24 protein-coding genes and 1 pseudogene are annotated in these 25,468 nt (G+C 61.5%); 23 read left to right on the top strand and 2 right to left on the bottom strand.

The genetic code is table 11. The features are described from left to right. Nucleotide 1 precedes the first annotated feature (1 nt). Both mscK and selO read left to right on the top strand, forming a co-directional pair. A complete protein-coding gene (mscK, locus tag HU754_RS03335) occupies nucleotides 2-3,355 on the top strand; it encodes a mechanosensitive channel MscK (protein WP_186621258.1) in 3,354 nt (1,117 codons plus the stop codon). A 48-nt stretch (nucleotides 3,356-3,403) separates the two neighbouring features. Then, complete coding sequence (gene selO / locus HU754_RS03330; RefSeq protein ID WP_186621259.1) at nucleotides 3,404-4,867, top strand: protein adenylyltransferase SelO; 1,464 nt, start codon at nucleotides 3,404-3,406, stop codon at nucleotides 4,865-4,867. 7 nt (nucleotides 4,868-4,874) lie between these two features. Here selO and HU754_RS03325 read toward each other — a convergent pair. After that, a pseudogene (locus tag HU754_RS03325) lies at nucleotides 4,875-5,213 on the bottom strand (helix-turn-helix domain-containing protein); the annotation flags it as partial. Between the two features lie 371 nt (nucleotides 5,214-5,584). Here HU754_RS03325 and trxC point away from each other — a divergent pair. Next, nucleotides 5,585-6,019, top strand: coding sequence for a thioredoxin TrxC (gene trxC / locus HU754_RS03320; RefSeq protein ID WP_108224356.1), 435 nt, complete (start codon nucleotides 5,585-5,587; stop codon nucleotides 6,017-6,019). Nucleotides 6,020-6,149: 130 nt separating this feature from the next. Here the strand turns inward: trxC and HU754_RS03315 are convergent, their stop codons facing one another. After that, entirely contained in the window at nucleotides 6,150-6,920 is a 771-nt protein-coding gene (locus tag HU754_RS03315) for a ParA family protein (protein ID WP_034152927.1), read from the bottom strand. Nucleotides 6,921-7,276: 356 nt separating this feature from the next. On the opposite strand from HU754_RS03315, the gene HU754_RS03310 reads away from it, so the two are divergent. From HU754_RS03310 to HU754_RS03215, 20 genes are all read left to right on the top strand, one after another. Further along, the gene (locus HU754_RS03310) at nucleotides 7,277-8,002 is read left to right on the top strand and encodes a beta-ketoacyl synthase chain length factor (protein WP_095047233.1); all 726 of its coding nucleotides are present in this window, start codon (nucleotides 7,277-7,279) and stop codon (nucleotides 8,000-8,002) included. Then, the gene (locus HU754_RS03305) at nucleotides 7,978-8,790 is read left to right on the top strand and encodes a lysophospholipid acyltransferase family protein (RefSeq protein WP_093430105.1); all 813 of its coding nucleotides are present in this window, start codon (nucleotides 7,978-7,980) and stop codon (nucleotides 8,788-8,790) included. The genes HU754_RS03310 and HU754_RS03305 overlap by 25 nt, the downstream gene beginning before the upstream one ends. After that, complete coding sequence (locus tag HU754_RS03300; protein ID WP_093430104.1) at nucleotides 8,768-9,043, top strand: phosphopantetheine-binding protein; 276 nt, start codon at nucleotides 8,768-8,770, stop codon at nucleotides 9,041-9,043. Before HU754_RS03305 ends, HU754_RS03300 begins: the two co-directional genes overlap by 23 nt. 9 nt (nucleotides 9,044-9,052) lie before the next feature. Next, nucleotides 9,053-9,307: an acyl carrier protein gene (locus HU754_RS03295; RefSeq protein WP_064388843.1), complete on the top strand. Its 255-nt coding sequence runs from the start codon at nucleotides 9,053-9,055 to the stop codon at nucleotides 9,305-9,307. Further along, complete coding sequence (locus HU754_RS03290) at nucleotides 9,304-9,849, top strand: COG4648 family protein (protein ID WP_093430103.1); 546 nt, start codon at nucleotides 9,304-9,306, stop codon at nucleotides 9,847-9,849. The genes HU754_RS03295 and HU754_RS03290 overlap by 4 nt, the downstream gene beginning before the upstream one ends. Then, the gene (locus HU754_RS03285; protein ID WP_186621260.1) at nucleotides 9,846-11,525 is read left to right on the top strand and encodes an acyl-CoA synthetase family protein; all 1,680 of its coding nucleotides are present in this window, start codon (nucleotides 9,846-9,848) and stop codon (nucleotides 11,523-11,525) included. The genes HU754_RS03290 and HU754_RS03285 overlap by 4 nt, the downstream gene beginning before the upstream one ends. Nucleotides 11,526-11,602: 77 nt before the next feature. Continuing rightward, complete coding sequence (locus HU754_RS03280; protein ID WP_186621261.1) at nucleotides 11,603-12,337, top strand: glycosyltransferase family 2 protein; 735 nt, start codon at nucleotides 11,603-11,605, stop codon at nucleotides 12,335-12,337. Beyond that, complete coding sequence (locus HU754_RS03275; protein WP_095047229.1) at nucleotides 12,334-13,281, top strand: lysophospholipid acyltransferase family protein; 948 nt, start codon at nucleotides 12,334-12,336, stop codon at nucleotides 13,279-13,281. Before HU754_RS03280 ends, HU754_RS03275 begins: the two co-directional genes overlap by 4 nt. Then, complete coding sequence (locus tag HU754_RS03270) at nucleotides 13,262-14,806, top strand: HAL/PAL/TAL family ammonia-lyase (protein WP_186621263.1); 1,545 nt, start codon at nucleotides 13,262-13,264, stop codon at nucleotides 14,804-14,806. The genes HU754_RS03275 and HU754_RS03270 overlap by 20 nt, the downstream gene beginning before the upstream one ends. Next, a complete protein-coding gene (locus HU754_RS03265) occupies nucleotides 14,799-15,224 on the top strand; it encodes an acyl-CoA thioesterase (protein WP_095047227.1) in 426 nt (141 codons plus the stop codon). Before HU754_RS03270 ends, HU754_RS03265 begins: the two co-directional genes overlap by 8 nt. After that, the gene (locus HU754_RS03260; RefSeq protein WP_186621265.1) at nucleotides 15,221-15,823 is read left to right on the top strand and encodes an outer membrane lipoprotein carrier protein LolA; all 603 of its coding nucleotides are present in this window, start codon (nucleotides 15,221-15,223) and stop codon (nucleotides 15,821-15,823) included. Before HU754_RS03265 ends, HU754_RS03260 begins: the two co-directional genes overlap by 4 nt. Continuing rightward, nucleotides 15,807-18,146, top strand: a complete 2,340-nt coding sequence (locus HU754_RS03255; RefSeq protein ID WP_186621267.1) for an MMPL family transporter — start codon at nucleotides 15,807-15,809, stop codon at nucleotides 18,144-18,146. Before HU754_RS03260 ends, HU754_RS03255 begins: the two co-directional genes overlap by 17 nt. Then, nucleotides 18,143-19,306 carry a cation:proton antiporter gene (locus tag HU754_RS03250; protein WP_186621269.1) on the top strand — a complete coding sequence of 388 codons (1,164 nt, stop codon included), beginning with the start codon at nucleotides 18,143-18,145 and terminating at the stop codon, nucleotides 19,304-19,306. The genes HU754_RS03255 and HU754_RS03250 overlap by 4 nt, the downstream gene beginning before the upstream one ends. Continuing rightward, on the top strand, nucleotides 19,293-20,540 hold the full coding sequence (locus tag HU754_RS03245) for an NAD(P)/FAD-dependent oxidoreductase (protein WP_186621271.1): 1,248 nt from the start codon (nucleotides 19,293-19,295) through the stop codon (nucleotides 20,538-20,540). Before HU754_RS03250 ends, HU754_RS03245 begins: the two co-directional genes overlap by 14 nt. Further along, on the top strand, nucleotides 20,537-21,262 hold the full coding sequence (locus tag HU754_RS03240) for a class I SAM-dependent methyltransferase (RefSeq protein WP_186621273.1): 726 nt from the start codon (nucleotides 20,537-20,539) through the stop codon (nucleotides 21,260-21,262). The genes HU754_RS03245 and HU754_RS03240 overlap by 4 nt, the downstream gene beginning before the upstream one ends. 128 nt (nucleotides 21,263-21,390) lie before the next feature. Beyond that, nucleotides 21,391-21,858 (top strand): hypothetical protein, encoded by a 468-nt coding sequence (locus HU754_RS03235; protein ID WP_437182483.1) that lies wholly within the window; start codon nucleotides 21,391-21,393, stop codon nucleotides 21,856-21,858. Beyond that, nucleotides 21,855-23,051: a beta-ketoacyl-[acyl-carrier-protein] synthase family protein gene (locus HU754_RS03230; protein WP_186621275.1), complete on the top strand. Its 1,197-nt coding sequence runs from the start codon at nucleotides 21,855-21,857 to the stop codon at nucleotides 23,049-23,051. Before HU754_RS03235 ends, HU754_RS03230 begins: the two co-directional genes overlap by 4 nt. After that, nucleotides 23,048-23,512: a hotdog family protein gene (locus tag HU754_RS03225; protein WP_186621277.1), complete on the top strand. Its 465-nt coding sequence runs from the start codon at nucleotides 23,048-23,050 to the stop codon at nucleotides 23,510-23,512. The genes HU754_RS03230 and HU754_RS03225 overlap by 4 nt, the downstream gene beginning before the upstream one ends. After that, nucleotides 23,505-24,233: a 3-oxoacyl-ACP reductase FabG gene (fabG, locus tag HU754_RS03220; RefSeq protein WP_186621279.1), complete on the top strand. Its 729-nt coding sequence runs from the start codon at nucleotides 23,505-23,507 to the stop codon at nucleotides 24,231-24,233. Before HU754_RS03225 ends, fabG begins: the two co-directional genes overlap by 8 nt. Further along, nucleotides 24,233-25,459, top strand: coding sequence for a beta-ketoacyl-ACP synthase (locus HU754_RS03215; RefSeq protein ID WP_016983866.1), 1,227 nt, complete (start codon nucleotides 24,233-24,235; stop codon nucleotides 25,457-25,459). The genes fabG and HU754_RS03215 overlap by 1 nt, the downstream gene beginning before the upstream one ends. Nucleotides 25,460-25,468 lie beyond the last annotated feature (9 nt).

Here is a 25,468-nt window from a genome sequence, read left to right as displayed (position 1 = left end):
TATGCCTACCCTGCGCTCCTTTTTCGCCGCGGCCCTGCTGGGCCTGAGTCTCACTGTCGGCCCGATTTACGCCGCCGAACCGCCGTCCAGCGACGCCGTGCAGGCCAGCCTCGACAAGCTCGCCGACAGCAAACTGCCGGATGCTGACAAAAAGACCCTGCAGACCGTCCTGCAGAACACGCTCAATCAGCTGAACAATCAGCGTGATTACGAGCAGAAGCTGATTGATCTCAAGCAGCAGCTGGCCACCGCGCCCAAGCAAACGATTGAAAACACCCGCGAACTGACACGCCTCAAGGCTACGGCCGTGGTGCCGGTGGCACAGCGTTTTCCCAAAGAGTCGATCCAACAGCTGGAGCAGATCCTGACGGATCGCTCGACTCAGCAAAGTGACCTGCAAAAAGCCCTCGCCGACGCTAACAGCCTGATCATCACTGCGCAGACTCGCCCCGAGCGCGCGCAAGCGGAGATATCCGCCAGCCAGACGCGCATCCAGCAGATCAACAACATCCTCAAATCCGGCAAGGACGCGGGTAAAACCGTCACCGCCGAGCAGCGCGACCAGTTGAACGCCGAACTGGCGGCGCTGAATGCGCTGATTCCGCTGCGTCGTCAGGAGCTGGCCGGCAACAGCCAGTTGCAGGACTTGGGCAATGCCCAGCATGACTTGCTATCGGAGAAGTCCGACCGCCTCGACCGCGAGATTCAGGAACTGCAAACCCTGATCAACCAGAAACGTCTGGCGCAGTCGCAGGAAACCGTTACCCAACAGTCGATCGAAGCGCAGAAGGCAGGGAGCAGCAGTCTGCTGGCCATCGAAAGCACGGCGAACCTCAAGCTCTCCGACTACCTGCTCAAAAGCACTGACCGCCTCAACGAAGTCACCCAGCAGAACCTGCAGACCAAACAACAGCTCGACAGTCTGACCCAAAGCGACTCAGCGCTGGACGAGCAGATCAGCGTGCTCAAGGGCAGCCTGCTGCTGTCGAAGATTCTCTATAAGCAGAAACAAGCCCTGCCGCGCCTCAAGGTCGACCGCGATCTGGCGGATCAGATCGCCGACATTCGTCTGTGGCAATTCGACGTCAGCCAGCAGCGTGAGCAACTGAGTAATCCCGTCGCCTATGTCGACAACCTGCTATCCACGCAGCCGCCGGAGCAGGTCACCCCGCAATTGCGCAAAAACCTGCTGGATCTGGCCAACACCCGCGCCGATCTGCTGGAACGGTTGAACCGCGAACTGAGCGCCATGCTCAACGAGTCGATCACCCTGCAGCTCAACCAGAAACAACTGCTGAGCACCGCACAGAGCCTGCGCGCGACGCTGGATGAGCAGATGTTCTGGATCCCCAGCAACAAGCCCCTGGATCTGGAATGGATGCGCGCGGTGCCGGAACGCCTGAAACGTCAGGTCGACACCCTGCCGTGGGCCTCCAGCCTGAGTGAGCTGACAGACGGTCTGATCCAGCGTCCGTTGCTGTTCCTGCCACTGGCGCTGTTGATCGGTGCTCTGCTATGGCGGCGCAAGAATCTGTACGCGCGACTTAACAAAGTTCACCAGGACATCGGTCACTTCAAACGCGACAGTCAATGGCACACCCCGCAGGCGATTCTGATCAATATTCTGCTGGCGATGCCGGTGGCGTTGGGCCTGGCGCTCTGCGGTCTGGCGTTGCAAATCGATGCCCGTGGACAGAACGCCAATATGGGCGCAGCACTGCTGCAAATGGGGCAGGCGTGGCTGGTGTTCTATACCGCTTACCGGATTCTCGCGCCGGGTGGTGTGGCAGAACTGCACTTCCGTTGGGAAAAGCCGCAGGTCGAGTTCCTGCAAGGCTGGATCCGTCGACTGGGCCTGGTGGTCATGGCGCTGGTGACCATTGTTGCCGTCGCCGAATTGCAGCCGGCCGCACTGGCAGACGACGTGCTCGGCATGCCGGTGGTGCTGACCTGCTATGCCCTGATGGCCTGGCTGCTCAGTCGCTTGCTGATCAGCAGCCCGGCCCACGAGAACACTTCGCTGTTCCGCAAAGCCGTCGGCGTGATGTTCACCCTGCTGCCGATCGCGTTGTTCGTGGCGGTGTGCTTCGGCTACTACTACACCGCGCTGAAGCTCAGCGACCGCTTGATCAACACCCTGTACCTGCTGATGTTCTGGCTGGTGATCGAAGCCACCTTCGTGCGCGGTCTGAGCGTTGCCGCGCGACGTCTGGCCTACCAGCGCGCCCTGGCCAAACGTCAGGCGGCGAAAGAAGCCGGCGATGGCGAAGCGGTGATCGAAGAGCCGACGCTGGACATCGAAAAGGTCAACGAACAATCCCTGCGCCTGATCCGTCTGGCCCTGCTCGGCGGTTTCATCGCCGCGCTGTACTGGGTCTGGTCGGACCTGATTTCGGTGTTCTCGTACCTCGACAACATCACCCTCTACGAATACACCAGCGGCACCGGCGCCAACATGAGCATGGTGCCGATCAGCATCGGTGACATGCTCGGCGCGCTGATCATCATCGGCATCACTTTCGCCCTCGCGCGCAACTTGCCGGGCCTGCTCGAAGTGTTTGTGCTGTCCAAGCTGAATCTGGCCCAGGGCAGTGCCTACGCGACCACGACGTTGCTGTCGTATGTGATCGCCGGTGTCGGTTTCGTCTCGACCCTGTCGACCCTCGGCGTCAGCTGGGACAAGTTGCAATGGCTGGTGGCGGCGCTGTCGGTCGGCCTCGGTTTCGGTATGCAGGAGATCTTTGCGAACTTCATCTCCGGCATCATGATTCTGTTCGAACGCCCGGTGCGGATCGGTGACACCATCACCATCGGCAACCTGTCGGGCACGGTAAGCAAGATCCGCATCCGCGCCACGACCATCACCGACTTCGACCGCAAGGACATCATTGTCCCGAACAAGACGTTCATTACCGGGCAACTGATCAACTGGTCGCTGACCGACACCATCACCCGCGTGACGCTGAAACTTGGCGTCGACTACGGCTCCGATCTGGATCTGGTCAGAGAGTTGCTGCTCAAGGCTGCCCGCGAAAACCCGCGTGTACTCAAAGAGCCTGAGCCGCACGTGTACTTCCTCAACTTCGGCGAAAGCACCCTCGACCACGAGTTGCGCATGCACGTGCGCGACCTCGGTGACCGCAACCCGGTGCTTGATGAGGTCAACCGCTTCATCAACCGCGAGTTCAAGAAGCAGCACATCAACATCTCGTTCCGCCAGATGGAGGTGTACCTGAAGAACCTTCAGGGCCAGGAATACAAGATGGTGCCGATCGAGCCGGAAACGAAAACCATCGTGCCGGTCGCCGACGATCAGAAACCACTGCAAGAGCCGCCGCCGGCCAAACTCGACTAACCGGTCTATTCCCAGCAGAATGCTCGGACATTCTGCTGGAGCCGGCCCTTGAAAGCCCTCGACGAACTGACCTTCGACAATCGCTTCGCCCGCCTGGGCGACGCGTTCTCCGCCCACGTGCTGCCCGAGCCGATCGATAATCCGCGTCTGGTCGTCGCCAGCCCGGCGGCGCTGGCCTTGCTGGATCTCGACCCGGCGACCGCCGAAACCAACGAATTTGCCGAACTGTTTGGTGGCCACAAGCTGTGGGCCGATGCCGAGCCGCGGGCGATGGTCTATTCCGGGCATCAGTTCGGCGGCTACACGCCGCAACTGGGCGATGGCCGTGGTCTGTTGTTGGGCGAGGTGTACAACGCGGCCGGCGAGCATTGGGACCTGCACCTGAAGGGCGCCGGGCAAACGCCGTTTTCGCGCATGGGCGATGGCCGAGCGGTACTCCGTTCGTCGATCCGTGAATTCCTTGCTTCCGAAGCCTTGTACGCGTTGAACATTCCTTCGTCGCGCGCGGCTTGTGTGATTGGCTCCGACACCCCGGTCTGGCGCGAAAAGCAGGAACGCGCGGCGATGGTCCTGCGTCTGGCGCCGAGCCATATCCGCTTCGGGCATTTCGAATACTTCTATTACACCAAGCGCCCCGAGCAGCAGAAGCAGCTAGGCGAACACGTTCTGGCGATGCATTTCCCTGAGTGCCTGGAACAGCCGGAACCGTATCTGGCGATGTTCCGCGAAATCGTCGAGCGCAACGCCGAGCTGATCGCCAAGTGGCAGGCCTACGGCTTCTGCCACGGCGTAATGAACACCGACAACATGTCGATCCTCGGCATAACCTTCGACTTCGGCCCGTTCGCCTTTCTCGACGATTTCGACGCCAACTTCATCTGCAACCATTCGGATGATCAGGGCCGTTACTCGTTCAGCAATCAGGTGCCGGTGGGCCAGTGGAACCTCAGCGCGCTGGCTCAGGCACTGACGCCGTTCATCAGTGTTGAAGCCCTGCGTGAAACCCTCGGCTTGTATCTGCCGCTGTTTCAGGCGCATTACCTCGACCTGATGCGCCGGCGCCTCGGTTTCACCACGGCCGAAGACGATGACCAGAAGCTGCTGGAAAACCTGCTGCAACTGATGCAGAACAGCGGCGTCGACTACACGCTGTTCTTCCGCCGACTCGGTGAAGAGTCCGCCTTAGAAGCCGTTGCCCGTTTGCGCGACGATTTCGTCGACATCAAGGGCTTTGACGCCTGGGGCGAACGCTACATCGCCCGCGTTACCCGCGATGGCGTCGCCGACCAGGAACAGCGCCGCACCCGCATGCACGCGGTCAATCCGCTGTACATCCTGCGCAATTACCTGGCGCAAAAAGCCATCGATGCGGCTGAGCAAGGGGATTACTCGGAGGTACGCCGGCTGCACGCGGTGCTGAGCAAACCGTTTGAGGAGCAGCCGGGGATGGAGGCTTATGCCGAGCGGCCACCGGAGTGGGGCAAGCATTTGGAGATCAGTTGTTCGTCTTGAACCAGCATCAGGTAAACACATCGATTGGCACATTGAAGCGCTCTGCCAACCAACGAATCTGGCGCAAGTTAAGCTTGCGCTTGCCGTTCAAAATCTCCGAAACAACCGACTGAGTACCAACACCCGGCAAGTCGCCCTGAGTCAGGCCGTGCTCACGCATCATGTAACCGAGAACCTCTTCGCCACTTGCCTGGGCCATGGGGTGATGGGTGTGATCCCATTCTTCGATCCAGTCACCGATGATGTCGACCAAGCTCATCAACGGGTGCGACTCATCATCGCCGGTAATTTCCAGCAGTTCGTCGACTGCCAATACCAAAGCATCGTAGTCGTCTTCGTTTTCTGGCAACTGCTGCGAACGAGTAAAGATATCCGGATTTTGGTCCGCACCGGAATCAAGCCAAACACTTTCAAAGCCAACAGAGTCCCCGATGAGCGAACAATTCGTCCGGGCATTTAAGGTTTTTAGATATTCAGAGCCCTTCAAAAGCTCCAAGAGTGGAAGGCGTTTAACTGTCTTGGCGGTCATAGGAATAGTATTTCGTTCAGGGCTGCACAAGATGACCGATCAGATAAAATACAGATAGTCAGCCTCCGCGCAGACGTGGGTAGGCCCTTTCCTCAACTGAGGAAGGTAATGACCTACAGATCAATTCCTTGATAATCGCGACTTTGCCTCCAGATCAGTCTCATAGACTTCCTGCCTGAGAGCCCACCATGTCCGAACCACTCCTCATCCCCTGCCCCTCCTGCAACGGCCTCAACCGCATCCCCGCCGAGCGCCTAGCGGACCAGCCCAAGTGCGGACGCTGCAAATCCGCCGTGCTGCTGAGCAAACCGTTCGAGCTCAAGCAAGGCGATTACGCCAGTCAGATCAAAGGCGATCTGCCGTTGCTGGTGGATGTCTGGGCGGAATGGTGTGGGCCGTGCAAGTCGTTTGCGCCGGTGTTCGAACAGGCAGCGGCGCAGTTGGCGGGCAAGTGCCGCTTGGCCAAACTTGATAGCGAGGCCAATCAGCAGTTGTCGGCGCAGTTGGGGATTCGCTCGATTCCGAGTCTGATTCTGTTCAAGAACGGCCGGGAAGTGGCGCGGCAAAGTGGTGCGTTGCCATTGCCGCAGTTGATGGCGTGGTTGCGTAGCCAGGGGATCTGACTCAACGCAAATCCAATTGTGGGAGCGAGCCTGCTCGCGAAGGCGTCCGGTCAGTCAACTCAGATGTTGAATCTACCGGCCTCTTCGCGAGCAGGCTCGCTCCCACAATGTGGGGGTGCAATTTGGGAGATCAGTGATCTTCGAGCAGATTGTGGAGCTCGACGAATTGCTGGGTCAGCTTGTGCCGGGGATCGAGGTGGATCAGCGGCATGCTGGCCTGATGCGATTCGCGCATACGCACCGAACTGGTCAGGTACACCGGCAGCACCGGTAGACCTTCGGCAATCAGCTCATCGAGAATCTGCTGCGGCAGGCTCGCCCGGGCCTGGAACTGGTTGACCACGATGCCTTCGACTTCCAGGCCTTCATTGTGGTCGTCCTTCAACTCTTCGATCTCCGCGATCAGCCCGTACAGGGCCTGACGCGAGAAACTATCGCAATCGAAGGGAATCAGCACCCGATCAGCGGCAATCAACGCAGATACCGCGTAGAAATTCAGCGCTGGCGGCGTATCGAGATAGATGCGGTCATAATCTTCAGACAGCTCATCAAGCAACTTCCGTAGCTTGTTGATCTTGTGCTTGGCCTCAAGCTTGGGCTGCAGGTCAGCCAGCTCCGCCGTGGCGGTGATAATGTGGAGGTTGTCGAACGGCGTTTCGTAGATGTCCGCCTGATTCTTCTTCGAGAACGGCCCGGAAGACAGGGTTTGCTTGAAGAAGTCGGCAATACCCATCGGAATGTCGTCGCCGGTGAGCCCGGTCAGATACTGAGTGGAGTTGGCCTGGGCATCGAGATCGACCAACAGCGTGCGATAACCCTCGCTGGCGCTGACCGCCGCCAGATTGCAGGCAATGCTGGACTTGCCTACCCCACCTTTCTGATTGAACACCACGCGCCGCATGACAAAACCTCCGTGTATCAAAGAATGACCGAGTGTAGATGCGCGTGACCTCGCTTCGCTACCTTCATGGACATGGACTACAGAGTCAGGTGCAAATATCCGCGGACAGATAGCGCAATAACCGCCATTGATCGCCGCTATCCCCGACAGACAAACCGCTGGGAATCTGGATAATGGCAAAGTGACAGCTCTCTTGCGAACCGTTCGGTACATTTCGTTGCGCAAAATGTAACCAGCATTTGCTACACACTCGTCGCACCGGGATAATGCGCGCCACCCGGCGCCAAGCGCCACGTCAAGCCTGCTGCGGCTTTGGCGATTCAACGCGTCAACAAAAGCCTGCAGGGGCGGGATGAATGTCCGTGATCAACTTCAACATCGCCCAATGGCGCGCGTGGGCCCCTGGCCTCGACAGCGTGGACGCCTGGCAGGCCTGGAGCCGACAACCGGTCGTACTCCAGCGCAGTGATGCCGCGCCCGATGTGTCGTTTTTGCCGGCCATGCAGCGCCGCCGCCTCAGTCGTCTGGCACGCATGGCGTTCAGCGTTGGCTGGCCCCTGGCCGACGGGCGGGACAGCCTGCCGCTGGTGTTCGTCTCGCGCCACGGTGAAACCCCACGGACTTACGACATCCTCAGTGATCTGGCGACCGAACAGCCGCTGTCGCCGACCCAGTTCAGCCTGTCCGTACACAACGCGATCATCGGTCTGTGGTCGATCATGCGTGGCGAAACCAGCGAAATGACTGCCCTCGCCGCTGCCGGCGACGGCCTTGAGCACGGCATGCTCGAAGCAGCGGCGCTACTCAATGAAGGCGCCCCGGCGGTGCTGTTGGTAATCACCGAAGAACAACCGCCCGAAGCCTATTCAGCGTGGATCGATGACGTGCCGTTTCCCTACGCACTCGGCCTTTTGCTCACCCCCGGTACCGACTGGCGGCTGACCCTGAACAGCACCACAGAAACACGGTCAAAAGCGCACTGGCCCCACGCGCTCAATCTGTTGCAAACCCTGCTCGGCCAGCAAACCCATTGCCAACATGCCTGGAAAAATCGTGTATGGACCTGGCAACGCAACCCGTGACCGAAAAAAACCGCGATGCCTATTACTGGCGCCTGCTGGCCACCGCCGCAAGCTTTACCCTGTTCGGGCTAGGCGGGCTGTGCCTGCGTTTGCTGGTGTTTCCGCTATTGGCTTGCCTGCCCGGTGACGCCGTTGTGCATCGCCAGCGCGCGCGGCAGACCGTCAGCCGGCTGTTCTGGTTTTTCGTCCGGTTCATGGCCCGCACCGGTGTGCTGACCTATGACATTCAGGGCGCCGAACGTCTCGGTCGACCCGGACAGATGATCATCGCCAATCACCCGTCGCTGATCGACGTGGTGTTCCTCATCGGTCTGGTGCGCCAGGCCAATTGCGTGGTGAAGAAAAGCCTGTGGGAAAACCCCTTCACCCGTGGCCCGTTGCGCCGCACCGAATACATCAGTAATGACGGCAGCATGGACATGCTCGATGCCGCCGCCCAATCCCTGCAAAACGGCCAGACCCTGATCATCTTTCCCGAAGGCACGCGCACCCAGCCGGGCCAGGCGCCGGCCTTTCATCGGGGCGCTGCGGCGATTGCCCTGCGCGGTGCGAAAATCCTTACGCCAGTGATTATCAAGGTCAGCCCGACCACATTGACCAAAGCCGAACCGTGGTACCGGATCCCCAGCCGCCGTGTGCACTTCAGTTTTCGCGTCGGGGCCGATATAGACCCACAAGCCTTCGCCGCGCAAGGCCCTGCACCGCAAGCCTCGCGCAAGCTCAACGATTATTTGCACTCATATTTCATTAAGGAGCTCGCCGAAGATGAGCGATCTGAACACCCCTAGCCTGGTGCGTGACATCAAACTGCTGATCATCGACGCCCTCGGCCTCGAAGACATCAGCGTCGACGACATCGAAGACGAGCAAACACTGTTCGGCGAAGGCCTGGGCCTGGATTCCGTCGACGCGCTGGAACTGGGTCTGGCAATCCAGAAAAAATACGGCATCAAGATCGACGCCGACGCCAAAGACACCCGTAACCATTTCACCAACGTGGCGAGCCTTGCGGCGTTCGTCACGGCAAAACAGGCAGCTTGAGACCGGACCATGCAAACTCGTGACGATATTTTCAACACCCTGCGCGATGCCTTGGTCGAGCTGTTCGAACTGGATCCGGCCCGTGTGAGCCTGGACTCCAACCTGTATCAGGATCTGGAAATCGACAGCATCGACGCGGTCGATCTGATCGATCACATCAAACGCCAGACCGGCAAGAAAATCGCCGCCGAAGAATTCAAATCGGTGCGCACCGTCGGCGACGTGGTCGAGGCGGTCTACCGTCTGGTTCAACCGGCCGCATGAGCCGATTGATCGGCCTGGGCCTGCTGCTGGCCGGTCTGCTGTACCCCTTTGCGGTGTATTTCGGCATGGAGCATTTTGCCCCGTGGCAGTTCGGTCTGCTGCTGGGCAGCCTTTGGCTGGCGCGGGCACTGACTGGCGAGCGCAAACCCGGCAGCCTGTGGATGGCCTGTGTGGCGATCGCCTTTTGCCTGCTGCTGGCGCTGTTCGACAGTCCGCTGTTGCTGCGTTGGTACCCGGTGCTGATCAGCGGCTTCATGCTGGTGCTGTTCAGCCTGAGCCTGAAATACGGCCCGCCGATGGTCGAGCGCCTGGCGCGCTTGCGTGAGCCAGAGCTGCCGGACATCGCGATCCGCTATACACGCAAGGTCACCGTGGCCTGGAGCGTGTTTTTCTTCTGCAACGGTTTATGCGCCGCCCTGCTGACCCTGTGGGCGCCGCTGAATTGGTGGATGTTGTACACCGGCCTGATCTCCTATGGATTGATCGGCCTGATGTTTGCCATTGAATGGCTGATACGACAACGGGTAAGAGGCCGTACATGAACTGGATAAAACTTGAGCAGTTGTTGCTCAAGCCTGTGCCGGCGCGGGCCATCAGCCACGCACCAGCCCTCGAACATGCGCAACTGTGCGAGCAGGCGCTGAGCGTTGCCGCCGGTCTGCAAGCGCAAGGCGTGAAACGTCTGGCTGTGCACCTGGAAGATGCCGCGGAACTGGCCATCGCCTTGCTGGGTGCATGGCGTGCAGGCGTGAGTGTTCTGCTGCCCTCGGACCTGCAAGCGCAAACCCGCCAGCGCTGGTCGGCTGAGGTCGATCTGTGGCTGACGGATCAAGCCGATGACGCGCAACTGAGCGACGTTCAGCAGCCGCCGCTAGCCGGCGCCGCACTGGACCTCGACCAGTGCCGTCTGAGCCTGTGCACGTCCGGCTCCAGCGGCGAGCCCAAGCGCATCGACAAAACCCTGCGCCAACTGGCCAACGAGGTCGAAGCACTGGAACAGTTGTGGGGCGCGGATCTCGGTGAGGCCTGCATCATCGGCAGCGTCGCCACCCAGCATATTTACGGTTTGCTGTTTCGCGTGCTGTGGCCGCTGTGTGCCGGGCGCCCGTTTGTGCGCAAGCAACTGGCGTTCCCCGAAGACTTGCAGCGTGCCAGCCGCGAATATCCGGCCTTTGCGTGGGTGGCCAGCCCGGCGTTGCTCAAACGCATGGGCGACAACCTCGACTGGCCGGCCCTGAGTGCCGTGCGCCGGGTGTTTTCCTCCGGCGGTGCGTTGCCGGTCGACGCTGCGCAAAGTCTGCAGCAACGCTTGCAGCAATGGCCGACGGAAATCCTCGGCAGTTCGGAAACCGGCGGTATCGCTTGGCGTCAGGGCGAACAACTGTGGCAACCGTTCGCCGGTGTCCAACTGAGCCAGGACAGCGACGGCGCCCTGCTGATCGCCTCACCTTACTTGCCTGCCGGACACGTCGAGCACACCGCTGACGCCGCGCGCATCGGCATCGATGGCCGCTTCGAACTGCTCGGACGGCTGGACCGGATCGTCAAACTGGAAGAAAAACGCATCTCGCTGCCCATGCTTGAGCAAGCCTTGGTTGACCACGACTGGGTCGCCGAAGCGCGCTTGGGCGTGGTCCATGAAAATCGCGCCTCTCTCGGTGCTCTACTGGTGCTCAGCGAGGCCGGCCTGTTTGCCTTGCGTGAGCACGGTCGCCGCAGCCTGACCGAAACCCTGCGCCAGCATTTGCGCCAACACTGTGAAGCCCTGGCTTTACCGCGACGTTGGCGGCTGGTGCGGCAATTACCGTTGAACAGCCAAGGCAAACTGCCGCAGGCCGATATCGAAGCGCTGCTGATGGCCCCGCGAGCGAAAGCCCCCGAAGTGCTGGAACAAGTCGAGACCACTGGCGAGTGGAGCCTGCAACTGAGCGTGCCCCCGGACCTGGCCTATTTCAGCGGCCACTTCCCCAAAGCCCCGGTCCTGCCCGGCGTGGTGCAGGTGGAATGGGCACTGAACCTCGGTCGCCAACTGCTCAACCTGACCGGTCCGTTTGCCGGCATGGAAGTGCTGAAGTTTCAGCAACTGGTGCGGCCTGGTGATGAAATTCAGCTGCACCTGCGCTTTGATCCTGAGCGCGGCAAATTGTATTTCGCTTATCGCAATGACACGGCGACCTGTTCCAGTGGGCGGATTCTTTTGGGTGTAGAGCATGGTTGACCTTGGTGAGTGCTGCGCACTCAATCGCGAGCAGGCTCACTCCTACAGGGATCGCGGTCTTCCAGTGGAGAAAACGTATGCATAACCCTTGCGCCGTGATCCCGGTCTACAACCACGAAACTGCGATCGGCACCGTGGTCGACGCCCTGCTCGCGCGAGGCCTGCCGTGCATTCTGGTGGACGACGCCAGCAGCCCGTCCTGCGCGAAAGTGCTCGACGCACTGGCCGAGCGCGACAACGTGCATCTGGTACGCCTGACCGCGAATCAGGGCAAGGGCGGCGCGGTGATGACCGGTTTGCGCGAAGCCTCGTTATTGGGTTTCAGCCATGCGCTGCAGGTCGATGCCGACGGCCAGCACGACTTGCACGATGTGGAGCGTTTTGTCGCCGAGTCCCGCGCTCATCCCGAGGCGATGATCTGCGGTTATCCGCTGTTCGACGAAAGCGTGCCGAAAGGTCGTTTGTACGCGCGCTACCTGACCCACGTGATGGTCTGGATCAACACGCTGTCGCTGCAGATCCGCGATTCAATGTGTGGTTTCCGCGTCTATCCGCTGGCCCCGACGCTGGCGGTGATTGATTCGGCGAAAGTCGGCAAGCGTATGGATTTCGACTCGGACATTCTCGTGCGCCTGTCGTGGCGCAATCAGCCGATGCGCTGGCTGCAAACCAGCGTGCATTATCCGCTGGACGGTGTGTCGCACTTCCGTCTGTTCCATGACAACGCACTGATTTCCAGCATGCACACGCGGCTGTTTCTCGGCATGTTGCTGCGCTTCCCGGTGATCCTCTGGCGGCGGTGGCGAACATGACCGGCGAAGCCGACAAAAAGCACTGGGCTGACCGCGAAGAGCGCGGCAGCTTCCTGCTGATGAAGTTCACCGCGTTCGCCGCCAAGGTCCTGGGCCGACGCCTGCTCAGTCCGTTGCTGTACGGCATCGTCCTGTACTTTTTCCTGTTTGGCCGCACCGCGCGACACAGCGCCTGGCAATACCAGCAACGCCTGGCCGCATGGAGTCAGCGCGACGTGTTGCGCCCGACGCATTGGCGGGTGTTCGGTCAGTTCATGGCGTTCGCCGATTCGATGCTCGACAAGCTCGATGTGTGGAATGGCAAGTTGCGCATCGAACAGATCGAAATCATCGACCCGGCCCTGCTGCGCAATCAGTTGCGCGGCAGTCGCGGACAACTGCTGGTCGGCGCGCACCTGGGCAATCTGGAAGTCTGTCGCGCACTGGCGGAGATCGGCGAAAAGGTCACCATGAACGTGCTGGTACACACCAAGCACGCCGAGCAATTCAACCGTTTGCTGGGCGAGGCTGGAGCGACCAATCTGCGCCTGATTCAGGTCAGCGAACTCGACCCGGTGATAATGCTGCAACTGCACGAACGGCTGGAACGCGGCGAGTGGCTGGCGATTGCCGGCGACCGCGTCCCCCTGCATGGCGGGCGCAGCGTAACCGTGGACTTTCTCGGCCATCCGGCGCCGTTCCCGCAAGGCCCGTGGCTGCTCGCCGGCCTGCTCAAATGCCCGGTCAATCTGCTGATGTGCCTGAAACAGCCGGACGGTCACTATCGCCTGACTCTCGAACCCTTCGCCGACGCTGTGGTGTGGAAGCGCAGCGAGCGCGAGCAGGTCATTCATCAGTGGGCCACCCGCTATGCGCAGCGCCTGAGTCACTATTGCCTCGAAGCGCCGCAACAATGGTTCAACTTTTACCCTTTCTGGAAGACCGATGACGACGCCAACCCATGAGCCGGTAACCTTCGGCGAACGCCCTTTGCGCATCGAAGACGTGCTGGCCCTGGCCAACCGTCAGGCGCCCGTGCAATTGCAGAGCGACGCCGACTATCGCGAGCGCATCGCCAAGGGCGCGCGGTTCCTCGATTCGCTGCTGGACAAGGAAGGCGTGATCTACGGCGTGACCACCGGTTACGGCGACTCCTGCGTGGTCGCGGTGCCGCTGCATCACGTAGAGGCGCTACCGCGTCACCTCTACACCTTCCACGGTTGCGGGCTGGGTAAACTGCTCGACGCGCAAGCCACCCGCGCGGTGTTGGCGGCGCGTTTGCAGTCGTTGTGTCACGGCGTCTCCGGGGTGCGCGTGGAATTGCTGGAGCGTCTGCACGCGTTCCTCGAATACGACATCCTGCCGCTGATCCCTGAAGAGGGTTCGGTCGGCGCCAGCGGTGATCTGACGCCGCTGTCCTACGTCGCCGCAACGCTGTCCGGTGAACGTGAAGTAATGTTCCGTAGCGAACGTCGCCAGTCTGCCGATGTGCATCGTGAACTCGGCTGGACACCGCTGGTACTGCGCCCGAAAGAAGCGCTGGCGCTGATGAACGGCACCGCCGTAATGACCGGTCTCGCCTGCCTCGCTTTCGCCCGTGCCGACTATCTGTTGCAACTGGCCACGCGCATCACCGCGCTCAATGTGGTCGCGCTGCAAGGCAATCCGGAGCACTTCGACGAACGTCTGTTCGCCGCCAAACCACATCCAGGGCAAATGCAGGTCGCCGCGTGGCTGCGCAAGGATCTGGCGATCGACGCGCCGACCGCGCCGCTGCATCGCCTGCAGGATCGCTACTCGCTGCGCTGCGCCCCGCACGTGCTCGGCGTATTGGCCGATAGCCTGAACTGGCTGCGTTCATTCATCGAAACCGAACTGAACAGCGCCAACGACAACCCGATCATCGACGCCGAAGCCGAGCGCGTGCTGCACGGTGGGCACTTCTACGGCGGGCATATCGCGTTCGCCATGGACAGCCTGAAAAATCTGGTGGCCAACGTCGCCGATCTGCTCGATCGGCAACTCGCCTTGCTGGTGGATGAGCGTTACAACCACGGTCTGCCGAGCAACCTCTCCGGTGCTCCGGCGGATCGCGCCATGATCAATCATGGCTTCAAAGCCGTGCAGATCGGCACCAGCGCCTGGACCGCCGAAGCATTGAAAAACACCATGCCGGCCAGCGTGTTCTCGCGCTCCACCGAGTGCCACAACCAGGACAAAGTCAGCATGGGCACCATCGCCGCCCGCGATGCGATCCGTGTGCTGGAGCTGACCGAGCAAGTCGCCGCCGCCACCCTGCTCGCCGCCAACCAAGGCGTGTGGCTGCGCGCTCAGGCCGAAGACGCGCGACCGTTGCCGCCATCGCTGGCGGCGATGCACGTAGAACTGGCCAAGGATTTCCCGCCGGTGATCGAAGACCGCGCCCTGGAAGGCGAGCTGCGTCTGTGCCTGCAACGCATCGCCGCTCAACACTGGAGGCTGCATGCGTAGCGCCGGAGTGCTTCACGCCGACACGGAAATCCTCGTACCGTTTTTCGACGTCGACACCATGCACGTCGTCTGGCACGGCCATTACGTCAAATACCTCGAAGTGGCGCGTTGCGCGCTGCTCGACAAGATCGGCCACAACTACACGCACATGGTCGAGGCCGGTTATGCCTGGCCGATCATCGACCTGCAACTGCGCTACGTGCGTGGCGCGGTGTTCGGTCAGCGCCTGAATGTGCGCGCCAGTCTGGTCGAATGGGAAAACCGTCTGAAGATCAATTACCTGATCACCGACCTGCACAGCGGCGAACGCCTCACCCGTGCCAGCTCGGTGCAAGTGGCAGTGGAAGTCAGCAGCCGCGAGATGCAACTGGCTTCGCCGAAGGTCTTCACCGATGCCGTGGAAAGGATGCTGCGATGAATGCTTTTGTGAAAGGCTTGAGTGTACTGGCGCTACTGGTGATGTCCTCTCTGGCCAACGCCTTCGACCTGCAACAACTGAGCGAGCAACTGGCGAAACCGGACGTGATCCACGGTCAGTTCATTCAGGAAAAACACCTGCGTGCATTACCGCAGCCGCTGATCAGCAAGGGCAGTTTTGTTCTGGCGAAAAACCACGGCCTGCTCTGGCTGCTGAAGACCCCGCTGCAACAGGACTACCGCATCACCGCCAAGGGCATCGCCCGGCGTGACGGCAACGGCTGGCAACTGCTGCCGAACAAGAGCGCCGGGGCCGAGCAGAACCGCTTGTTCCTCGCCGTGCTGCAAGGCGACAGCAGTGGCCTGCAACGCGATTTCGAACTGGCCCTGAGCGGCGATGCACAGCAGTGGAAACTCACGCTGACCCCGCGCTCGCTGCTGCTCAAGCAAGTGTTCAACCAGATCAATATCGACGGCGGCACGCTGGTGCAAACCATCGAACTGCTGGAAACCCAGGGCGACAGCACCGTGCTGCGCATGCAGGACAGCAGCGCCGGGCAACCGTTGAACGACGCGGAGCAACATGACTTTGCCGAGTGAACGCAGGCTGCCCTGGCTGTTTCTGATTCTGCTGCTGGCGGTCGTCGCTCTGGCCGGTTGGCAGTGGCGTGACGGTGCGCCATTGTCGGCGAACCTGCTGGAACTGGTGCCCGGCACCCACCCCGACGCCCTCGAACAGCGCGCCGAGCAGCGCATGCAGGAACCGCTCAACCGCGAAATGCTGGTGCTGGTCGGCCACGCCGATCGCCAGCACGCGGTGGCCATGGCGCAGACGCTGGGCGAGCAATGGCAGGCCAGCGGTCTGTTCGAGAAAGTGCAGTGGAACCTGCAGGCGGATCTGCCAGCGCTGCGCACGCAACTGCTGCAAGGGCGACTGGCGATGCTCTCGGCGGATGACCGGCAACTGCTGATCGAACACCCCGACGCATTCATTCAACAACGCGTGCAGGCCCTGTTCGATCCGTTCAGCGGTTTCAGTCTGGTGCCGAGTCAGGATGACTGGCTGGGCCTGACCGGGCGCATTCAGAACAGCCAGCCGCAGCACGGTTCGGTGCAACTGGACATCGGCAGCGGCGCGTTGATTGCCGATGCGGACGGCAAGAGCTGGGTGCTGCTGCGTGCACGCACCACCGGCAATGCTTTCGACATGGACCTGCCGCTGCAAGTCGCGGCATTGCTGCAAGCCAGCCGCGAGCAGGCGGCGAAATCCGACGTGCAATTGCTGGCCGCCAGCGGCTTGCTCTACGCGGCCAATGGTCAGCAGCAAGCCACGCGCGAAATGACCTGGGTCGGTGGTGGTGCGACGGTCGGCATTCTCTTGCTGCTGTTGCTCGCTTTCCGCCGCTGGCGCGTGTTGCTGGCGTTCGTGCCGGTGCTGGTCGGCATGTTGTTCGGCGCGGTGGCGTGTGTGGCGCTGTTCGGCCATATGCACGTGATGACGCTGGTGCTCGGCTCCAGCCTGATCGGCGTGGCCGTGGATTACCCACTGCACTATTTGTCGAAGAGCTGGAGCCTGAAGCCTTGGCGCAGTTGGCCGGCGTTGCGTTTGACGCTGTCCGGGCTGACCCTGAGCCTGATCACCAGCGCCATCGGTTATCTGGCACTGGCGTGGACGCCGTTCCCGGCGCTGACGCAAATCGCGGTGTTCTCCGCCGCTGGCTTGCTCGGTGCCTATTTGTCGGCGGTGTGCCTGTTGCCGGCGTTGCTGAAAAACGTCGAACTGCGCCCCGCGCAATGGCCGCTGCAGCTGGCCGAGCGCATGGTTGCGCTGCGTGAAAAACTGCTCGAGCACGTGCGCACGCCGGTGTTGCTGGCGCTGCTGATCGCCTTCTGCGTAGGCGGTCTAGTACAACTGCAAAGCAAGAATGACATTCGCCAATGGGTCGGCGCACCGCAACAGCTGACCGATGAAGCGCAGACCATCGCGCGCATCACCGGCTATCAGCCGACCAGCCAGTTTTTCCTTGTGCGCGCCGACAATCAGCAGCAATTGCTCGAGCGGCAGGCCGCGCTGAGCGAGCGTCTGCAGCAACTGGTCAACCTCGACAAGCTGCAAGGCTATCTGGCCCTCGATCGACTGCTCAGCCCACCGAACCAGCAAGAACAGGCACGTCAGGCGCTGAACAAACTGCCGCAATACTGGCAGCCACTGCTCGACCTCGGCGTGCCGCTCGCCGCACTGCAAACCGAACTACAGCAATTGCAGACCGTGCCCGCCGAAGACATCGACGCGGCACTGGCCGGCCCGCTCGGTGAGCCTTATCGCACGCTCTGGCTCGGCCCCAGCGAAGACGGCGTAGCGGCAATGACCAGCCTGCAAGGCCTGAACAACCCGGCATTGTTGCGCGTGCAGGCGCTGGATTTGCCGGGGGTGACGCTGGTTGATCGCCTAGGTGAGTTGAACGAGGTATTCGCCGCGACGCAGATCAGCGCCGCTGAACTGAAACTCGCTTCCTGTGCGTTGATCGTGCTGGTGCTGATGCTGCCGTTCGGTCTCGGCGGCGCGCTGCGCATTGTCGCCCTGCCTCTGCTCGCTGCGCTGTGCAGCCTGGCCAGCCTTGGCTGGCTCGGTCAGCCGCTGACCCTGTTTAGCCTGTTCGGCTTGCTGCTAGTGACGGCGATCAGCGTTGATTACGCGATTCTCATGCGCGAACAGGTCGGCGGTGCGGCGGTGAGCCTGCTCGGTACCTTGCTCGCGGCTGTGACGACATGGCTGTCGTTCGGTTTGCTGGCGGTTTCCAGCACCCCGGCGGTGAGCAACTTCGGGCTGTCGGTGAGCCTCGGTCTGGCGTTCAGTTTCATGCTCGCACCGTGGGCCGGGCGCCACGAACACACGGCAGCCGTCGCGGAGCCAGCGGCATGATGGTCGCCGCTTTCTGGCTGCTGGCTCTGGCGTTGTTCGCTGTGGCCACGCGCATCGGGCGCCACTTCGGCCTGATCCCGATCGTCAGCCAATTGCTGCTGGCGAGCTTCGGCTTGCCGCTGCTGATGTACTTCTGGATCGAGCCGGGCTGGCAGCTCAGCGGCGCGCAACTGATTGCGCCCGACTGGCTGAAAAACCTCTACAGCCTGAGTTTTGCCCTGCTGCTCGGGCATATCCTCAGTGATGTGATCGATCTGAAACTCGATCGCCAGAGCGTGAAAATCGCCGTGCCGAGTTTCCTCGTGCCGTTTGCCTGTGGCCTGGCCGCTGCCTATTGGCTGCTGCCGGCGCAACCGTGGCTCAACTCGCTGGCCATCGGTCTGGTGTTCGCGATTACCGCGATCCCGGTGCTGTTCCTGTATCTGCGCCACATCGATTATCCGCCCGCCGCCACTCGCCGGTTGGTGCAGACCGCGATCCTCATCGATCTGACCTGCTGGACGCTGTTCGGCCTCGCCCAGGGCAGCCTGCATCTGAGCAGTCTGCTGCTGCCGCTGGCTCTCGCCCTGGTGCCGTTACTGTTGCATCTGTTGCGTGCGCGTCGACCGCTGACCTATAGCCTCGGTTTCTTTGCGCTGTTGGTAATGGCCGAGCACTACAAACTCAACGCACTGATCTTCGGCATCGGCTACCTGCTATGCATGGCCGCGCTGAAAGTGCCGCTGGTACTGCCATTGCCGGCGCGCTGGATGAGCCGTTTGCAGACGTGGCTGGCGATCCCGCTGATTCTGACGTTCGGCATCGTCCAGATCGACGTGCACAGTGCCCTCGCAAGCCTTGGTCCGCTGCAATGGGCGGCGCTGTTGCTGTTGCCGATTGCCAGTAAACTGCTCGGCAACTGGCTCGGCCTCGGCTGGGCCGGCGCCTCGTTCGAAGGCGCCAGCCGCTGGCGCGAAAGTGTGCTGCTGAATATTCGCGGCCTGAGCGAAATCGTCTTTCTCAATTTGTTGTTGCAACAACAGCTGATCACCCCGGCGCTGTACTTCGCGCTGATGCTGATGGGCCTGATCGCGACGCTGCTACCGGCCCTGATCGGCCTGCATCGCGCACCTTTGAATCTGCAACATCCTTTGCCCCGGAGCTCACGTGCCAATCGTTGAAATGGAATCCCGTCAGGTCGTGATCATCGGCGCCGGTCCGTCCGGCGCCATCGCCGCCGCGCTGCTCAAGCGCAAGGGCCACGATGTACTGGTGATCGAGCGCCAGCACTTTCCGCGCTTTTCGATCGGTGAAAGCCTGCTCAGCCATTGTCTGGATTTCGTTGAAGAAGCCGGCATGCTCGATGCCGTCAACGCTGCGGGCTTCCAGCGCAAGACCGGTGCCGCATTCGCCTGGGGCGAGCGTTACAGCGCCTTCGATTTCGGTGAAACCTTTACCGGCGGCAAACCGACCACGTTTCAGGTGCAGCGCGCCGATTTTGACAAACTGCTGGCTGATCAAGCGGCGCTGCAAGGCGCGGAAATCCGCTACGGCGATGCCATCGTCAGCGTCGATTTCGAGCGGACGAAACCGCAGCTGAATGTGCGTCGCGAGGACGGCAGCGACTATCGCCTCGAAGCGGATTTCGTCCTCGATGCCAGCGGCTACGGTCGTGTGCTGTCGCGACTGCTGGATCTGGAAGCGCCGTCGAACTTCCCGGTGCGCCAAGCGGTGTTCACCCACGTCGAAGATCACATCGACAACCCGGCGTTCGACCGCGAGAAAATCCTCGTCACCACCCATCCAGAGCATCGCGATGTCTGGTTCTGGACGATCCCGTTCAGTAATGGACGCTGCTCGGTGGGCGTGGTCGCCGCCGAGGAACATTTCAAGGGTCGCGACAGCGATCTGGATGCCTGTCTGCGCAGCTTCATCGCCGAAACCCCGAGCCTTGCCGGCGTTCTGAACAATGCTGTGTGGGACACCCCTGCACGCACGCTCGGCGGCTACGCCTCCAACGTGAAAACCCTGCACGGGCCGGGCTTTGCCTTGCTCGGCAACGCGGCAGAATTTCTCGACCCGGTGTTCTCCTCCGGCGTGACCATCGCCATGCGCTCGGCGAGCATGGCCGCAGCGGTTTTGCACCGTCAGTTGCAGGGCGAAACCGTCGACTGGCAAAGCGAATTCGCTGAGCCGCTCAAGCGCGGCGTCGACACCTTCCGCTGCTACGTCGAGGGCTGGTACGCCGGCACCTTTCAGGACGTGATTTTTTATGAAGACAGCCAGGCGGAAATCCGTCGGATGATCTGTTCGATCCTCGCCGGCTACGCCTGGGATGAACGCAACCCGTTCGTCAGCGAAGCCCGCCGCCGCTTGAAGATGATTTCCGAACTCTGTGCAAAGGACGCCACATGAACTACTTGAGCGACAGCTACGTCGAGGAAACCCGCTTCGGTTTCTGGTTCCTGCGCAGCCACACCTGGCAGCACCATGTGTTGCGGGTGGCGATCAATGATTTGCGCGGTTTGTTCAGTGAAGCACTGCCGCAGAACCCGGTACTGCTGGACGCCGGTTGTGGCCAGGGCAAGTCGTTCGCTCATCTGCGCCAGACCTTTGCGCCACAGCGTTTGATCGGTGTTGATGCCGATCCGCACAGCCTGGAGTTGAGCGCTGAAGAAGCGACGCGTCTGGGCCTCGATGTAGAGCTGATCGGCAGTGATTGCGCGACGCTCAATGTGCCGGACGCCAGTGTTGATCTGCTGTTCTGCCATCAGACTTTTCATCATCTGGTCGAGCAGGAAAAAGCCCTCGCCGAGTTTTATCGAGTGCTGAAACCGGGTGGCTATCTGCTGTTCGCCGAATCCACCGAGGCTTACATTGATACGTGGGTGATCCGCTGGTTGTTCCGTCATCCGATGCACGTGCAAAAGAGTGCGGCGCAGTATCTGCAGATGATTCGTGGGCAGGGTTTCGAGTTTGCCGGGAAGAATGTCTCGTACCCGTATCTGTGGTGGAGCCGGTCGAAGGATTTCGGTTTGCTGGAGCGGTTTGGCTTGCGCAAACCCAAGCCGTTCGGGCAGCGCGAAGAGACGTTGGTGAATGTCGTTGCGCGCAAGCCTCTGGCAGAGGTTTCCTGATGTACACAAATCCTTGTAGGAGTGAGCCTGCTCGCGATAGCGGTGGGTCAGCCAACCTGTATGTTGAATGTGCGACCGCTATCGCGAGCAGGCTCACTCCTACAGTGACCGCTGTGTTGCGACTGGTGATGGTCGGCGCAATATTTCTGTTAAGTGCCTGCGCCAGCCAGGCGCCGTTGCCTGCGGGCAATCCAACACTCCCGCTGCCTCTGCAACTGCACATCGAACGCCAACAAGCCGAACAACGCCAGGACTGGCTGCTGGTGATCCAGCGCGAAGGCCCGGGCATTCGCTGGTCGATGATGGACCCGCTGGGCATTCCCCAAGCGCGGCAGCAACTGATCGACGGCCACTGGCAGGCCGATGGGCTGCTGCCGCCGAACCCAGAAGCCCGAGAGCTGTTTGCCGCGCTGTTGTTCGCCCTGACCCCGTCGGGCGAGCTGCTGCGCAATTACCCCGCCGCACTGCAACAGGGCCAGCAACGCGCCCTGCCGGCGCGCTGGGATATCCGTTATTCACAACCGTTGAGCTTCGAATTGAACCTGCCTCAAGGCCCGCACTACCGCGTTTCTCCGTTGGGTGAACCGACGCCATGACCGCTTACCTGAATGCCCTCGGCGTGATCTGCGCGCTGGGCCGCGACAAACAAGCCGTCGCGCGCAACCTGTTCGCCGGCGACTGCTCGGGCATGCGCCGCGAGTCCGGCTGGGTGGCGGAGCGTGAGTTGCCCGTCGCGGCCGTCCAGGGCGAACTGGCGCCGATCCCGGCAGAACTCGCCGATCAGCGCAGCCGCAACAATCAGCTGCTGCTGGAAGCGGCGTTGCAGATTCGCGATGACATTGATCAAGCGATCCAGACCTACGGCCGCGACCGCATTGGTGTCGTGCTCGGCACCAGCACCTCGGGCATCGACGAGGCCAGTCGAGGTCTGGCGCACTACATCCGCGAGCAGCAGTTCCCGGCGGAATACGATTATCGTCAACAGGAACTCGGCGCCCCGGCCAACTTCCTCGCCGACTGGCTGCAACTGAGCGGCCCGGCCTATGTGATTTCCACCGCTTGCACTTCCAGCGCCCGTGCCTTGATGAGCGCTCAGCGTTTGCTCGATCTGGGCCTGTGCGACGCGGTGCTGTGTGGCGGCGTCGACAGCCTGTGCAAACTGACCCTCAACGGTTTCTCGTCACTTGAAGCGATGTCCGACGAGCGCTGCAATCCGTTCTCGGCCAACCGCAGCGGCATCAATATCGGCGAAGCGGCGGTGCTGTTTGTCATGAGCAAACAACAGGGCAAAGGCCCGGCCATTGCCTTGCTCGGCGCCGGCGCCAGCTCCGACGCCCATCATATTTCTGCCCCTGAACCGACCGGGCGCGGCGCCCTGCAAGCGATGCAGAAAGCCTTGAGCCGCGCTCATCTGCAAGCAGCGCAGATCAACTACCTGAACCTGCACGGCACCGCTACCCAACACAACGACGCAATGGAAAGCCTGGCGGTTGCCGCGCTGTTTCCCGAAGGCGTCGCGTGCTCGTCGACCAAACCGATGACCGGCCACACCCTCGGTGCGGCCGGCGCACTGGAAGCAGCGTTTTGCTGGTTGAGCCTGAGCACCGACAACCCCGACCACGCCTTGCCGCCACACGTCTGGGACGCTCAGGCCGATCCCGCGCTGCCACCGCTGAAGTGGGTGACCGCGAGCGAGCGCCTGACGTCCATTGCACCCCGCTACCTGATGAGCAACTCGTTTGCCTTCGGCGGCAACAACGTCAGCCTGATTATCGGAGACGCCCCATGATCCCCTGGCCGCTCGCCGAACTGCTGCCCCATGCGGGCGACATGATTCTGATCGACAGCATCACAAGTTTTGACGATGAGCAGATCTACACCCGTCTCACGGTCAAGACTGATGGCCTGTTCAACCTGCCCGACGGCAGCCTGCCGGCCTGGGTCGGCATCGAACTGATGGCGCAGAGCGTCGCCGCATTTGCCGGTTGCCACGCGCGGCAGAAAGGCAATCCGGTGGAGCTGGGCTTTCTGCTCGGTACGCGCAAGTTCGAGTGCAACGTCGAAGCGTTTCCCGCCGGCAGCGAACTGACCATCCATGGTCTGCGTTCGCTGGAAGATGACAACGGCATGGGCGTCTTCGAATGCCATATCAACGGCGCCGGCATTCACGCCAGCGCACGCCTGAACGTGTTCCGTCCGCCTCAGGTCAATCAATATCTGCAACAGACACAGGAGTCGAACCATGACTGAATCCGTACTGGTCACCGGCTCCAGCCGTGGCATCGGCCGCGCCATTGCCTTGCGTCTGGCGCAGGCCGGGCACGATATCGTTCTGCATTGCCGCAGCGGCGTAGCCGAAGCGCAAGGCGTTCAGGCAGAAATCGAAGCACTGGGGCGCAAGGCGCGCATCCTGCAATTCGACGTTGCCGATCGCGAAACCTGCAAAACCATTCTGGAAGCCGACGTCGAAAGCCACGGCGCCTATTACGGCGTGGTGTTGAATGCCGGGCTCACCCGCGATGGCGCATTTCCAGCTCTGAGTGACGACGATTGGGACGTGGTGTTGCGCACTAACCTTGACGGTTTCTACAACGTCCTGCACCCGGTGATGATGCCGATGATCCGCCGCCGTGCCGCTGGTCGCATTGTCTGCATCACCTCGGTGTCGGGGCTGATCGGCAACCGTGGCCAGGTCAACTACAGCGCCTCCAAGGCCGGCGTGATTGGCGCGGCAAAGGCGTTGGCGATCGAGCTGGGCAAGCGCAAAATCACCGTTAACTGCGTCGCACCGGGCCTGATCGACACGGCGATGCTGGATGAAAACGTGCCGGTGGAAGAGTTGATGAAGATGATCCCCGCGCAACGCATGGGCACCCCGGAAGAGGTGGCCAGTGCGGTGAATTTCCTGATGTCGGCGGAAGCCTCGTACATCACCCGCCAGGTGCTGGCGGTCAACGGAGGCTTGTGCTGATGAAGCGCGTCGTCGTCACCGGCATGGCCGGCATCACCTCGCTGGGCAGCGACTGGGAGACCATCGCCGGCAACTTCGCGGCTAACCGCAGCGGCATCCGCCGGATGGACGAGTGGGATCGTTTCAGCGAACTCAACACGCGCCTGGCCGGGCCGATCGATGACTTTGCGGTGCCTGCGCACTGGACGCGCAAGCAATTGCGCAGCATGGGCCGGGTGTCGCGGCTGGCGGTTCGTGCGGCAGAAAACGCCCTGGCTGACGCTGGTCTGCTCGGCGATGAGTCGATCAAGGATGGGCGCATGGGCGTCGCTTGTGGTTCGTCCACCGGCAGCACCGACGAGATCAAAGCGTTCGGCAACATGCTGCTCAACTCGGTGGCCGAAGGCCTCAACGCCAACTCCTACGTGCGGATGATGCCGCACACTACCGCCGCCAACATCAGCATCTTCTTTGGTCTCACCGGGCGGCTGATCCCGACGTCCAGCGCGTGCACCAGCGGCAGCCAGGGCATCGGTTACGCCTACGAGGCGATCAAATTCGGCCGCCTGCCGTTGATGCTCGCCGGCGGCGCCGAAGAGCTGTGCCCGACCGAAGCCATGGTCTTCGACGCACTCTACGCCACCAGCCTGAAAAACGATGCGCCGCAGACCAGTCCACGCCCGTACGACAAGGGCCGCGATGGCCTGGTGATCGGTGAAGGCGGCGGCATGCTGGTCCTTGAAGAGCTGGAACATGCTCTGGCGCGCGGTGCGCATATCCACGCCGAGATCGTCGGTTTCGGTAGCAACGCCGACGGCCAGCACACCACACGCCCGGAACAAGTGACCATGCGCCGTGCCATGGAACTGGCGCTGGAAGACGCCGGCCTGACGCCGGATGCCATTGGCTATGTAAATGGCCACGGCACCGCTACAGAACAGGGCGACATTGCCGAAACACTGGCGACCAGCAGTTTGTTCGGTGAACGCATGCCGATCAGCTCGCAGAAGAGTTTCCTCGGCCACACCCTCGGCGCCTGCGGTGCGCTGGAGTCGTGGTTCAGCATCGAGATGATGAACCGCGACCTGTACGTGCACACGTTCAACCTCGACGAGGTCGATCCGCACTGCGGCAAACTCGATTACCTGCGCGGCGAATTCCGCCAGATGCATCACGACTATGTGATGAACAACAATTTCGCTTTTGGTGGCGTCAACACCTCGTTGATTTTCCGCCGCTGGCACTGACCGCACCAC

It is taken from the genome of Pseudomonas zeae (assembly GCF_014268485.2).
GTDB classification, from domain to species: Bacteria; Pseudomonadota; Gammaproteobacteria; order Pseudomonadales; family Pseudomonadaceae; genus Aquipseudomonas; species Aquipseudomonas neuropathica.
This window is presented reverse-complemented; position numbering and strand designations above follow the sequence as displayed.